The sequence below is a fragment of the Synechococcus sp. A15-127 genome, assembly GCF_014280215.1.
Lineage (GTDB): Bacteria > Cyanobacteriota > Cyanobacteriia > PCC-6307 > Cyanobiaceae > Parasynechococcus.
In genome coordinates this window covers 2,447,194-2,460,930 of sequence record NZ_CP047948.1, presented here as the reverse complement: position 1 = coordinate 2,460,930, position 13,737 = coordinate 2,447,194, and the positions used below count along the sequence as shown (strand labels likewise).

Genomic DNA, 13,737 nt, shown 5'->3' with positions numbered 1-13,737 from the left:
TAGTAATAATATCGTGCTAATTCAGCAGGCTCTGCCAAAAGCGTTCTGTGTCAGCCAGAGTTCGCGGCAGTCCGTTCAAGGCGATCACCGGTCGGCAGCTCAGGCTGTTGATCAGAACGGCCTCGTCGTCTGGGTTCAGGTCTGATCCAAGCTCCGCTTCCTTCACCAATCCCAGAGTCAGCGCCCGTCCCCGCATCACCCCCGGCAGGCATCCGCTGCTCAGTGGCGGCGTCAGCCAGGAACCGTTACGCCTCACCATCAGATTGGCCACTGTGCCGCAGCACAACTGACCTCTGGTGTTCAGAAGCAGGGCGTCATCGCACCCTTGCAACGTGGCTTCCCGACGTGCCAGGACCGCCTGGCTGTAGGCAAAGGTTTTGCATCGACTGACCAGGCTGTCGGCGTTGCGTCGTTCCTGTTGACAGATGATCGCTGTCACAGCGTTGAATGTCGGTGCTCCGGACTCGAGTGTCATCCAGAATCGATGTCGGGCCGGTTGAGGTACATCGATTCCCCGCCGGCCTGATTCGCCACGGCTCCAGTTGAGTCGGAGGACAGCGCTTTCCCTCTGCAGACCACAGCGCTGGGTCGCTTCCTCGATCAGCGGCTGCAGATGGCTCCGCTCCGGGGGAGGTGCCATGCCAAGCAGGTTGGCGCTGATGCTCCATCGCTGCAGATGTTCCTCCAGCAGTCGAGGTTCCCCACTCTCAATAAGCACAGTTTCGAAGAGGCCATCGGCGAGTTGCAGTCCACGGTCGTTGAGGGGCAGGCTCAGCTCATGCGGTGCCCCCCACTGCCCGTTCAGCCAGGCGATCGCTCGGGTCATGCAAGAGCCTCCAGCAGTGGTTGCAGTTTCCACATCAGCTCTTCCGCTTCGCCATCGGGGTCGGAGTCGGCGACGATGCCGCAACCGGCGTGGGCCCGCAGAGTGATGCCGTTTCGCATCAGCGATCGGATCAGAATGTTGCTGTCGAAACGTCCATCCCAATCAACTCGGATCAGTGACCCGCAATAGGGACCGCGGCTGGTTGGTTCCAGTTCATGCAGGCGCTGACAGGCCCGCAGTTTCGGGGCACCGCTGATCGACCCCCCCGGCCAGCATGCCTGCAGCAGGTCCACCCAGCTCAGGTTCTGCCGCAGCTGGCCTTCCACTACGGAGGTGAGGTGGTGCACCGAGGCGTAACTCTCCAGCCCCACCAGTTGTGGCACCTCGATTGAGCCCGGAATGCAGACCCGGCCGAGATCATTGCGCAGCAGATCGACGATCATCACGTTCTCAGCTCTGTCCTTGTCGCTGGAGACCAGCTCCGCTGCCAGGTCGGCGTCCTGTTCCGGTTCTGGGTGGCGTGGTCGCGTGCCTTTGATCGGCCGTGTCTGGACCCGGCCCGCTGAGTCAACCTGAAGGAAACGTTCCGGTGAGGAGGAGAGCAGCGCTTCTCCGTTATCGGCGATCACCAGTCCGGCAAAAGGGGCAGGACAGCGTTGCCGAATCCTCTGGAACAGCTCCAGGGCTGAGCCATCGGCCGGCCAGGTGGTGCTGCAGCAGGCGGTGAGGTTGGCCTGGAAAAGGTCGCCGTCCGCGATCAGTCTGCGGATGTGCCGAACGCCATCGGCGAAACTCCGCGCATCGGTGTGGTGCGTCCACGAACCAAGAGGGATGGCCGGACCACGATCGAACTCCGAGGTCTGGCAGGCGGCAAGCCCTGCCGCAAGCTCTTCCATGGTTTGAGGATCGGTGCCAACGACCCACAGTTCCCTGCGCCGGAGATCAAAATTCAGGACGGGATCATGCCGGGCGATCCAGAGACTGGCCATGGCATCGCTCGACCAGGGGTTGCCGGGTTCACACCAGGCGGCAGCTTCGTAACTGAGCCATCCGGTCCAGTGACCTGGGCCGAGCTGATGCAGGGCTGCAAATGGATCCCGGGCGTTTGCATCACCCGGCAATCCCCGGCAGCAGATGATCTCCCGGGGGGTGCTGGCGATGGTGACCCTGTGCCCCAGTTCGCTCCCGTCACCATCGAGCCAGATCAGTCCCCTCTCTCCGTTCTCTGCTGCCAGTTGCCGGGCCACTGCGACAGGCTCGCGCCAGGGCAGCTCCAACCACTGGGGGGTGATCATGGTTGGTTGGCGCTGCAGAGATCAGCCCGGCCAGCCTCACGCAGGGCGGCATCACGGATGCGACAGCTGTCGCAGACTCCGCAGGGCGTGCTGCCTCCGCTGTAACAGCTCCACGTTGCCTGAATCGGCACATCCAATCGAAGGGCTTCTTCCACAATTCGGGTTTTGCTCCAGTGCACCAACGGTGCCCACAGCTGTGTGCCATGTCCTTCCCGACCGGCTTTGCTGGCCAGATCCGCCAGATCCTGAAAGGCATGCAGGTAGTCGGGGCGGCAGTCGGGGTAGCCGGAATAGTCGACTGCGTTCACGCCCAACACCAGCCGTTCGGCGCCTCGGGCCTCAGCGAGGCTGAGTCCGATCGCGATGAACACCGTGTTCCGTCCCGGTACATACGTCGGCGGGATCACACCATCTTGAACTCCATCGGTGGGAATGGTGATGGCGGCATCGGTCAGAGCTGACCCCCCCCAGGCGGCAAGGTTGACAGCAATGCGGTGGTGTTCTGCGAGGCCAAGGTGATCCGCAACTGCGGCAGAGGCCTCCAGCTCTCGGCGATGGCGTTGGCCGTAATCAAAGGACAATCCGATCACCCGGAATCCATCCTCTAATGCGAGGGCTGCTGCTGTCGCGGAGTCCAGTCCTCCCGAGAGCAGGGCGATAGCCGTTGCGGACGTCATCCTTTCATTCTGAAGTCTGGCCTGTCATCCAGCTGTATGGTCTTTTCCAGGGAGGGTTGACTGACATCGATTTCTGGTTCTGATTACGATCTTCCAAACAATTTTATGCCGCGTAAATAATGTACGGCTTTTGCGAATCGAGCTTTGATGTCCGAATTGAACATCAGTGCTAGCGTCCAAATGAAGCATTCATCTGACCATGTCTGAAGAACAGCAGGCCTCTCAGCAGTCTCAGGCCAAGATCAAGCTTGGAGATACAGAATATGATTTCTCTTCTCTTTCGGATCCAGCCAAACAGCTTGTTGCTGCTCTTCGTTCGTCGGAAGCTGAGATGAAGAGTCTCCGCAACCAGATGGCTTTGATGGACGTGGGTCGACGTGCTCTTGTCGCTCAGCTTCGTCTTGCTGTTGAGAATCCTGAAGCATTCGCTAAGTTACAGAATACGGAATCCAGCTCTGACGGCGGTCAGGGCTGAACCCATCGGCATGCGGCTCTGACTGAATGGCAACTGACAACAATCATCCAGTCTGGGAATACAGAGTCATTCATTTGAATGTCTCTCCTCCAGCCGGGTCCTCGCAGGCTAAGTCTGCTCGGCCTGTTTCCGAAGGGCCTCCGCCTCCATCGGTGAAGCAGCCTCCAAAGCCCACTCCATCAGCTGAACCGCAGAAATCGGGTTCTCCAAACCCGATTTTTTCTCAGGCCTATCTTGAACAGGAGTTTCCAAGCTTCTACTCCCATCCACCTTCATCTCGCCAGGGTGCTAGTGGGGGAGGAGGTCAGAGTTCTCATCCAGCACACCAGCTTCAGAGCTTTCTGAACACCAATGGTGAACATGGTTGGGAATTGGTTGGATTTTATCCAGTCGGCCCATTGATGCTGATGATCTTCAGACGTCAGAAATTTGTTGAGGCCGAGAAGGCTCTGATCGATCCAAGTGAATCTGCCGCAACGACGTCATCGCCTGATCTGGTTTCGAAAATTCTCGACCGACTGGAGCAGCTTGAATCAGCTGTTGGTGCGGGAGCTGCAGCAAAACCAGAGGTTGAGGATTCACAGGATTCCAGTCAGCCAAGAATTCTTTCCAGTGATGAATTGCGTTCACTTGAGAAGTTGCCACCTCTCACAACGCAGCAAGCTGCTGAAGCCATTGGCTATCGATCAGTTGAAACATTGCAACGCTTTTTAAGACGCTATGGTTCGAAGCCAGGATTGGTGAAGGCAAACATCAGTGGTGCCGCTGTTGTCTTTCGCGGTAAGTTTGTAGATTCTGAATCGGGGCGAGAGCAGGGAATGTGGTGTGTCTTGCCTGATGCTATGTCTTGATTGTGCAATCAGGTTTCCACAGGAGTTGTCAGCTGATTCAGGGAATTCAACAAGTCTGAAGGATTTGCATCTTCGGCGATTCCATTTAAATTCTGTTGTAAGGACAGGCCTGGGAATGTGCCAAAGGCGTGTCTCAGCATCAGTTCGCCGTCCTGCAGATCGATATTTTGATTCTGATCAATATCGATAATGCTATCTGTTTGACTTGATAGGCCTATTGAATCGATCTGCTCGTCTTCTTTGGTGTTCAAATGGTTGCTTAGGATCAATGCATTATCCAGGAGTTGTTGGTAGCCAGTGAGGTTGTCATTTGTACTGTTGAAGACGGGTATCAGTTGTTCAAGGTGTTGGCCACTAAGCTTTTCTGTCGCTCGTAATGTGAGCCAATCCATAGAGCTTTGTTCGATTATGTTTTCCGACGAGATCAGAGCTTGGCCGTTTTCTAGAGTCGCTTTAATGGGGGTCTGATCTGCATTGTCAATGCTTAGTTCAAACTCGATTTCCTTGCGCTGGTCGATAATTTCAATCGATTTGAATCTCACGGTTTCAGGCGGTGTTATTGTATTTTCGGTTAGAGATAAATAAGGCAGATTGCTAAATACGCCACCTGCATTGGCAACTGGTGAGCTTGCTAATATGTCGACAAAGAGCAAGTCTGTTTCTGTCTTTGTCTTTCCAAAGACAGTAAAACCGCCATTCTGATTGTCTAGATTGTCGCTGTTGTCGGCAAGATTGAAAAACCACTGGTTGGTGGCACTATCGGGATCGTTGCCAATTTTGGCCATCGCAATCGTGCCTCGTGTATTGCTTCGCTCGCTGCTGAATTCGTTCTGTACTGGCGAAAAGCTTTCAATAGTGGATGGACTTGTTTGGTTGTCAGACCATTGAAAGCCTCCTCCCTGAAGCACAAACCCAGAAATCAGACGATGAAGAATAACGTCTGTATATTTTCCCTCTTCAACGTAGCGTTCAAAGTTGGCGACGGTCTGTGGTGCTCCGGATATCTGGTCGTCAAGTAGAGAGACGTCAATCCAGTCCTGAGTGAGGACGATCGGTAGTTGATCGCCAAGAACGGAATTGATGCGTTCGGCTAAATTATCACTAAGGAGGAAACGTCCAACTAGATGCCCTCCTTGAAATGTCTGGAGGTTGATGGAATGAGTTTCACTGGAAGCTGATCGATAGATGATCGGCTTCCAGTGATCATTCTGAGTCAACCACTCATCAAAAATAGCCTGCAATTCCTGATATTCCAAAGCAGTTGATCTGTCTTCTCTTTATGTTACCTGTTGATCTGAGATTAGACTGTTCAGATTTTCGATAATGTCGGCGTGCGTGACTGTGTCGTTACTGAAACCGTTTGAGAGAGATGTGCTTGGGAAGGTGCCAGTGGCCTGACGCAGAATCAGAGCCAGATCACTCGTGTCGAACGTACCAGAGTTGTCAATGTCAAGCACCTTGTCTGGTGTTTGAATGCCAAGGTCAAGATATTTTCGAACGGAAGATTCCGTTGCACGTTCTCCACTGGTCGACACTAGTTGGTTCAGAATTGGATCAGTTTCCAGACCACCTTCCAGATGACGACGTGTGATGGCAAGTCCATCAGCAAGGGCGTTGATGATGCCATCGGAGTCCACATCCAATTTCCAGAGCACCGTTTCAACTTGGACGGCTTCCCCGTCTTCATTGATGACAGTGGTGGTGGTTGTGTCTGGAGCAGCGGCAGTCAAGCTGGCGAATGCCAAGCCACCTGGTGAGACGATCTCACCATTCACTTGCATGTCATCATCGCCACGCCCACCATCTCTGACGTACAGAGCCATGACATCGCTCTTGCCATCGGAATCAGAGTCCTCGAGGAGTGCTCCCGTCCCGGTTGTGCTGTCGTACTTGAAGATGAAAGCATCACCGTTACTAGGTTTGCGATACCAGATCAGCTCACGAGTTTCATTTGGATCGCTTAGTTTGGCAATGATGTCATCACTGAGTTGAATTCCGATTCTCTGCAGACCCAGATCTGGAGTGGTGGAAGCATGATTGGAATTGAAATTTTCCCCTTGTAGTGCGTTACCGGGCATGCTTTCAGCCAGGAAACCGGAGAGTGTGCTGCTGCTTGATCGTGCCGAAACGTTGACTGGCTGGCTGATTGGAGTGAGGTCTTCTGCCTCATCCTTGGTGTCATTCCCTAATTCAGAAATTTCTTTTGCTCCGAACTCTTCTGTGGAACCGGTACTGGTCAGTTCTGCAGGCTCGTTGTCGTTTAGCTCGGTGACGTTTTCGGATGAAACCTGTGTGGATACCGTGTCGGGGACATCTTTGGTGACAACGACAGCCATTGTTGAACTGGAAGTGCTTCCATCGCTTGATTTTAAAGAGCTCTTAAATGCAATTGGGTTTCCAGAAATTTCCTGACCCTTGGCTCCTAACTCTTTCTCCAACTCTGCTTTCAGTGTGTTGACTTCGTCGGTCGTTGGTTCTGAAAGTTTGGCCAAACCCATTAAGTCGTTTTTATCGATATTGACAAAGTCTTCAAGATCGCTCTCTTCCCCGAAGAAGCTGTCAAAAACATCGTCGTACGAAATGATTCCTGTTCCGATTTCCTTTTCAGCTTCTTCCAGACTCGAGTGACTCTTGGCAATCAGGCTATAACTCGTTGTATTAAAGGAATAAAAGTGAGGATTGACAATGAACTGGTAAGTTTTTCCGTCTTGGAATTGGTCTGTGGACAGATCAAAAAGAAGTGTCTCATCTGATGGATTGAAGACAAATGAGCCGTCTTCTTTGATTGTCTCCGTCCCCCAGTTAACACTCCAGTCTTCATAATTTGTGGATTTGTTTTGAACAAATAAATTCACATCTTCGGTGAAATCAGTGGCACGAAGGGTGTAGATGCTTCCCCCATTCAGTTTCATGGTCCACCAGTCTTCCGGGTCCAGTGAATTCAGTTCACCTGCAGTGGGTACACCATCGACAGTGATCGAGCCACTTGGGGAATCTTCCGTATCGGTATCAATATCAAGACTGACCGATGTATCCAGACTGGCGCTGATGTCTACTGTGGGAACAATTTGACCCGGTGTTGGAGGCATCCAGGAATTGATTTCAAGCTTATAGGAACCTGCTTCAACGTATGAGCTGAATGTGTTGGACCATGATTGATTCAACCATTGGCCCCCGAGGTCGAACAGATCCATGAACACTTCACCCTCGAAATCTTCAGGTGCTGTAAGGCTGAAGGTGAGATTTCCAGCAACATCAACATTGAAAATCTTTTCTATTCGGTAATTGTCCAGGCTGACTTCGAAATCATGGGTGAGTGAGTCTTCAGTAAAGGTTTTTTCTGAATCGAATGTGGCAGCACTGGTGTTGATTTTAAGTTGATAGTCTTGGCTGATTTCATTCCATGTTTCGCCATGCTCGACAATGAGTCTCCATTCACCTGCCGGTAATTGGAAGCTGACATTCCGCTCATCATTGGTTGGAGAATCTTTCCAGTCGTCTTGCTTGGAATTGAATGAGCCTCCTACATAATCGAAAGTCCTCTCATTTTCCAAGACAAAGTTAAGGTTGGCATCGCCTTCGTCGTCGAGAGTTTCACCGTTGACATCTGTGAGATCAATGGTGACCTTTGAAAACTCTTTTAGCTTGAAGACGTATTCATCAACGAATTGGAAATTGCTGCTCAAGCTTGAGACATTTCCGTTGTCTTGCACATAAAGTCCCTCATTGAAAACAACATTGGTCAGATCATTCAGTAAGAACCAAGAGTTGGCGTCTTCAAAGCTGAAATCCACGGAGTTATTCCAGACTTCGAAATCTCGAATTTTGCTGCTGTTTTTCAGACTGTCTTTTAATGAGTTGCCTGAGTAGGTCAATTTGACGACTTCAGAAGATGTTACGGCACTATCGAGTTGGAACTCGAGATCACCCCATCGGTTCAGGATGACACTAGTGGCTGCAATCTTTCTGGTTTTACTTTCACTATCGGTCGCTTCTAGTGAGAAATTAGATGGATTTGGTAGATTCTCATTGCTGAGTTCAGCGTCTCCAATATAGATGCCGCTTGGATCTTCGAGCTGAAGATGCATCATCTTGCCTGCCACATCGGCATACATGATGTGAGGCCCCTGTTCATCAGGAGATTCATTTTTCAAGGGCATGAAGTAGAATGATTCAGCAGCAACTCCGTTTAGGTTGGTGAAGGCGTTGTCTGCTTCAGTGTTGCTGTCACTGATGGCTGAGAGAGACGGATCATAGGTTGCTTCCACAAATGTCCCTGAAGGGACTGATTCACTTAGGGTGAAGACCAGTTTCTTGCCATCGATAGTGATGTCTTCTTCACTCAGGGTGAGGCTCGTTTCAATGCCTCGGGCTGGATCGAAAGAATAGAATTGGAAGTCTGCTTTTTCTGGGATGGTTGCTTTGTCTGCATCGCTGGAGAAATCAGCATCTCCATAGAATTCAAGAGTGATCTTTTTGCCTTCCACCACACTCATTTCAGGATTAAGCATGATCTGCTCGCTGAAATCAAAGCCCATCAGGCTGAAGGCAGCCCAGTTATCAACTCTGATCTTTTCGCCGGCTTCCAGCTTTTGTCCATTGATATCAACAAAGCCGTGCCCTGCTTTCGTTAAAGCACCTTCCTCGTCGTAAACATCATCAGTTAACTCAAAGGAGACTTTGCTCTCAGGGGTCAGCACGATGCCACTCTCTTCTTTTAAAGTGATAATCAGCTGATGTCCCCAGTCGACTCGAACTTCATATTGATCATTTTGGACAAGTTTTTTATCGATCTTCAATTTGATATCGCCAGGTTTGTACGTTGATCCATTGTCTCCAATGTCGGCAAGTTCATTCATCCCGGCGTAGTCCACCTGGATTCGCCGGTTTGAATCTGATTCTGGGCCGAGAGGATCTGTCCAAGCCCATTCGAAGCCTGGCTTACGCAGACCAAAATTGTTGACCCACTCGTGAGTTTCTGTGTGGAAGGAACTGTTATAAGCTTCCTCCGCTTTCATGAAAGCAGTGTCATTGCTTTCGTCAAAGACAACGTACCCCCACAGATCGACAGAAGCCTTTTCTCCACCTTCAGGGATGTTGAAATCTATGGTTGTGCTCGACAATGTCCTGAATTCGTCGCTTTCGTCAACGATGTCTCCAAATGTCAGCACTTGATCTGCGAAGAGCTCAATCTCGTCGAGATCTTTGATGGCGTTGAGTTCTTCTTCGGTGAAGCTCAGGTTTTCTCCAGCACGCGTGGCATGAGGGCCTGTGCCTGCTTCAGGGTCTCCACCATGGCCACTGACATTCCACGTGAAAATTTCGTCTCCAACAGTGATTTCTAAACCGGGGCCGTAACGCTTTTCATTTGGATCGCCGCCGCGCTCATCGAATTCGGCATCTGGACGATCTTGTGCATCGCCGTCGTGCTCATCAAATTCGGCATCTGGACGATCTTGCGCATCGCCGTCGTGCTCATCGAATTCGGCATCTGGACGATCTTGCGCATCGCCGTCGCGCTCATCGAATTCGGCATCTGGACGATCTTGCGCATCGCCGTCGTGCTCATCAAGATCGTCTTGATTCTCGATATTTGCCACTTCACTACCATCATCAAATGGCTCGACTTCTGTCACGACAGCGTCAAGACCTTTGGACTCAGCGTAGAGATCGATCAGAGCCCTGAATTGTTGGCCATCAGTGATGGAGTTATGGCCTGGATTAGCAATTGATGCGAAATCAAATGATTCATAAAGTTCAAGATCATCGAAGAAGCTTTCAAGCTTCTGTTGTAGATGACCCGTAAGTAGTTCCGGTGTGAATGCTGTTTCTCCTTCATCCAAGGCCAAGGGGATATGGATTTCAGATTCATATTGAGGGCCATATGGATCATGGAAGCCCCCTCCCGACATCATGAATAATTCTTCTTTTTCAAAATCGCTGAGAGGGGACTCTTGATCAGAATCGCCTCCATAAATATCAACTAATAGTGTGTAATGGCGATGTTCTGAGTGCGTATGCCCACCTTCATGTTGTTTGGGTATTTCAAGCTCGACATTCAATAAAAGGTCATCTCCACTGTCAAATGCTTTTCCCTCGACCTTCAATGTTTTCGCAGCTTGCTTTTGCTGGTTCCAGGGAAGATGCCATGGTGTTTCGAAAAAGATATTCGGGAAGTAATCTGACCACTCTGGGTAGTCAACCGAATCATCAATGGCAAGGACACCTAGACCATCGCCGTAGCGATCAATTGCGACAACATTAGTTTCGTCCCAATTCTGCCAGGAGCGAGTGATCAGGCTGAAGCCATCGGGATCAGCGGCTACAGCAGTTCCTTCTTCATTTAGTTTTCCAAACCAGATTGAGTTGTAAACTCTATCAAGCTCCCCATCTTGATGTTGGAGGGTCAACGTAACACTGAAATCATTTAGCCCTTCTCCGTCAGTCTCTGCAGCAAGTTTCAGACCTGGGTTAACGACTTCAGTGCCCGCGCCACCACCAATGAATTCGCCATCACCGCCCCCGTCTTGTGTCATGACGTTAGGTTCGTCATGCATCTCACCGGAGTTGTCAGCTTCCGCAGTAGGCCCATTATTATTAGCTTGCTCATTGCTTGACTGATTTCGATCAATCTGAGGTTGATCTTCTTGGCCATTACCTGATACACCACCATCACCGGGCACACCACCATTGACCGGAAGTCCACCAGTGTTGTCAGTTTCATTGGCATTTGGCCCTAAAGCGTTATCTGTGTTATTTGTACCCTCTTGATCTTGCATCACAAGTTGGATGCTCTCCATATTGTGATGGTCTTGATTGAGATCGTCATCTTCATCATTCCCTCTTTCTCCCTCTTCGCTGTTCATTGGTGGGTTACCTTCTCCCATGTCATGTGGTTGTTCTCCACCCATACCCTCATGTCCATATCCAGGGATAAAATGGCTTTCGATGTATTTGGTCCAAGTAATATCTGTTTCTTTGGCCCACGTTGCACTATCCGTAATCGCTTGAATCAAACCGTCTAGGCTTTCAAATTCATGAATGCTGCCAATGGCAATTTGGGAGTTTCCTGATGGTCCTATGGTAAGTGTTGCACTTGCAAGATTGTCATTGTCAATAATGACGTCAAAAATCGACTTGTCGAAAAAGAGATAGGTTTCACTTTTGTTTTGCTGTTCATCGTTTCCTAAGGCATCTGCAGGTATAGATTCGTTGATCAGATCGTCATATGACATGCGAATTTCCCAATCCTCTGGGATCGCATAGTCCATCGCTTGCAATGAGGGGTTGGCACCTTCTTGTTTCAATGCAATTTGAATCTCGCTGAATGCCGCCTGCACGTCGCTCAGTTCAAGTTTTGTCCAAGTTGAGAATTCGTCATCTTCAAGTGCCTCTGGATTCCACGTTTCAAGAATTAAATCGTCCGTAATCAGAGGGTCAAGACTGATGAAATCGACGTCTCCTGCAAGATCCCAATCAATTCTGAATTGTGTTTCGATCTTGCTGATAGCCATGCGCAGGCCATCATTTGATCCGTATGCATTTTCAGACAAACTCCCCAATCTGTCGGAAAGTTTGTCGTCATTAAAATCAACTACTTTTCCTTTTTTGTCGGTGAGGTTGAAGGTTGTTTCGCGACCCGTTTCTGTGAGATTTGCCACATTATATGTGGCAAATGATTTGATTTTGTTGGGTAATCCTTCGTGTTCAGCAAATCCGAGTTCGGCCCCATCATTAAGGCCAAGGTTAGTTCCCTTCAGGACAATTTGATCGTTGGTGATGTCAAAATATCCTTCTGATTCTTCCATTCCATTGATTGAATATTCAGTGTCGCCTATTTTGATATCCAGTTGGAACGCATCAAGAGACCAGAATTCGGAGATGGGGTAACTCTCTGCCATGAGCGGTCCGACAGTAACGTCGGCAGTACCGTCCAACTCACCATCAATCTTGAAATCTACTTCGAAGCTATAGCCTTCTTGAATCTCTTCACTGACAAAGACGAAAATATAATCTTCTCTCATGCCTGGCATCATCCCTGTGTCGGGATACATCAGTCCGAATGGATCAGTAAAGCTGGGTATATTGTTTTCAATAACTGTTCCATCGTTGTCAACTAACTTGACGGTTCCTGTGAAATTACCCAGATCATCAAAATGTTCGGATAAATCCCCCATGAACGACAGTTCTGCCAAGATTGCCTTGCTGGCTTCGCTGTGTGCTGCTTCACCGGGGCGTCCATGGAAAAATTCACGGAAATTTGTCTCGTCGTAGTTAGTCGTTCCGCTTAATTTGTTTGCAATAGAAGTGAATGCTGCTGAGTAATTTTTTGCTATGTCAGGATCGCCTTGTGTCTGTGTCTCAGGGTCTGTGTTTTCATTGTTTTCATCATTTGCCTGGTTGTTTGCAATAGTTTCTTCTTCGTCCTCAGGCTGCAGAGCTATGTCGTCGAAATTGTTGGCATTGTTGTTGTCTGGCAGGATTGTTCCGGAAAGATCAGCATCTGTTAAATCTGCACTCTCTAGATCAGCACCAGACAGATCAGCATTGGAGAGATCAGCACCAGACAGATCAGCATTCGAGAGGTCTACACCTGCCAGATCAGCACCAGACAGATCAGCATTGGAGAGATCAGCACCAGACAGATCAGCATTCGAGAGGTCTACACCCGCCAGATCAGCACCAAACAGATCAGCATTGGAGAGATCAGCACCTTCCAGATCAGCATTCGAGAGGTCTACACCTGCTAGATCAGCACTAGACAGATCAGTATTGGAGAGATCCGTACCTTCCAGATCAGCATTTGAGAGGTCTACACCTGCTAAGTCAGCACCAGACAGATCAGTATTGGAGAGATCAGCACCTTCCAGATCAGCATTGGAGAGGTCTACACCTGCTAGCTCAGCACCAGATAAATCTACAAAGCTCAGATCTGCATTTGCTTCTATTACCTTTCCATTAATGGTAATTACTGCGTTTGAGTCATCAGTGTTCTCTGGACCGATACCCCCTCCGTCTCCGACTGGTTGCGGTTGGTCCTCTTCACCGTTGTCTTGCTCAGCATCCGGATCAAAGTGATCCCCTGGGCCATTACCATTCTCTCCATGGTCTGGCCCAAAGCCGTGATCTTCGTTCCCTGGTCCGTCCCCTCCCTCTGGTGGCTCCTCCTGTTCGTTAATGATTCCTGCCCAATTCTCCAACTCATCAATCATCCACATCCTGTGCTTCAGCAGGTCGCTCCAGAACCAGCCAAGTGCAGGTATCTCGCTCAGCCCACTGGTCTCCAGCTCACCATCCAACCAAGCGTTGACCACATATCCGTAAGCGTCGAGACCGTGGAGCTTGCTCATGATGAGAAACCAAGGGTGATTAAGCAGCTCCTGCACTCGAAGCATGCTTTGCTTCGGCAGGAGCTCATCCTCTTATGATAGATATTTTTTTCATATTTGTCGAGTCTGCTTGGTCATTAGTCATGGTCATTATTGGATTCTTGATACCCCCCCCCCCCGAGATCTTAATTTCTTTTTAAGGGTCCAGTAAATCATTCATTGAGAAAGTGGTTTGGCCGTAGGAATTTATCTATTGAATGTGATCAACTTGTCTACCGCGGATG

7 protein-coding genes are annotated in these 13,737 nt (G+C 49.9%); 2 read left to right on the top strand and 5 right to left on the bottom strand.

The annotated features are described in order from the left end of the window. Positions 1-16 precede the first annotated feature (16 nt). Genes SynA15127_RS13005 through queC form a run of 3 tightly spaced genes read right to left on the bottom strand, consistent with a single transcriptional unit; the run spans position 17 to position 2,798 of the window. Complete coding sequence (locus SynA15127_RS13005) at positions 17-826, bottom strand: aminotransferase class IV (RefSeq protein ID WP_186484445.1); 810 nt, start codon at positions 824-826, stop codon at positions 17-19. Beyond that, the gene (locus SynA15127_RS13000) at positions 823-2,121 is read right to left on the bottom strand and encodes an anthranilate synthase component I family protein (protein ID WP_186484444.1); all 1,299 of its coding nucleotides are present in this window, start codon (positions 2,119-2,121) and stop codon (positions 823-825) included. Before SynA15127_RS13000 ends, SynA15127_RS13005 begins: the two co-directional genes overlap by 4 nt. After that, positions 2,118-2,798 (bottom strand): 7-cyano-7-deazaguanine synthase QueC, encoded by a 681-nt coding sequence (queC, locus tag SynA15127_RS12995; protein ID WP_186484443.1) that lies wholly within the window; start codon positions 2,796-2,798, stop codon positions 2,118-2,120. The genes SynA15127_RS13000 and queC overlap by 4 nt, the downstream gene beginning before the upstream one ends. 199 nt (positions 2,799-2,997) lie before the next feature. On the opposite strand from queC, the gene SynA15127_RS12990 reads away from it, so the two are divergent. Both SynA15127_RS12990 and SynA15127_RS12985 read left to right on the top strand, forming a co-directional pair. Then, a complete protein-coding gene (locus tag SynA15127_RS12990) occupies positions 2,998-3,273 on the top strand; it encodes a DUF6447 family protein (RefSeq protein ID WP_043693720.1) in 276 nt (91 codons plus the stop codon). A gap of 26 nt (positions 3,274-3,299) precedes the next feature. Next, the gene (locus SynA15127_RS12985; protein WP_186484442.1) at positions 3,300-4,124 is read left to right on the top strand and encodes a hypothetical protein; all 825 of its coding nucleotides are present in this window, start codon (positions 3,300-3,302) and stop codon (positions 4,122-4,124) included. A gap of 8 nt (positions 4,125-4,132) precedes the next feature. Here SynA15127_RS12985 and SynA15127_RS12980 read toward each other — a convergent pair whose 3' ends face one another. Both SynA15127_RS12980 and SynA15127_RS12975 read right to left on the bottom strand, forming a co-directional pair. Then, a complete protein-coding gene (locus tag SynA15127_RS12980) occupies positions 4,133-5,380 on the bottom strand; it encodes a peptidylprolyl isomerase (protein ID WP_222930459.1) in 1,248 nt (415 codons plus the stop codon). A 21-nt stretch (positions 5,381-5,401) separates the two neighbouring features. Then, the gene (locus SynA15127_RS12975; protein WP_186485766.1) at positions 5,402-13,519 is read right to left on the bottom strand and encodes a pentapeptide repeat-containing protein; all 8,118 of its coding nucleotides are present in this window, start codon (positions 13,517-13,519) and stop codon (positions 5,402-5,404) included. Positions 13,520-13,737: the final 218 nt, after the last annotated feature.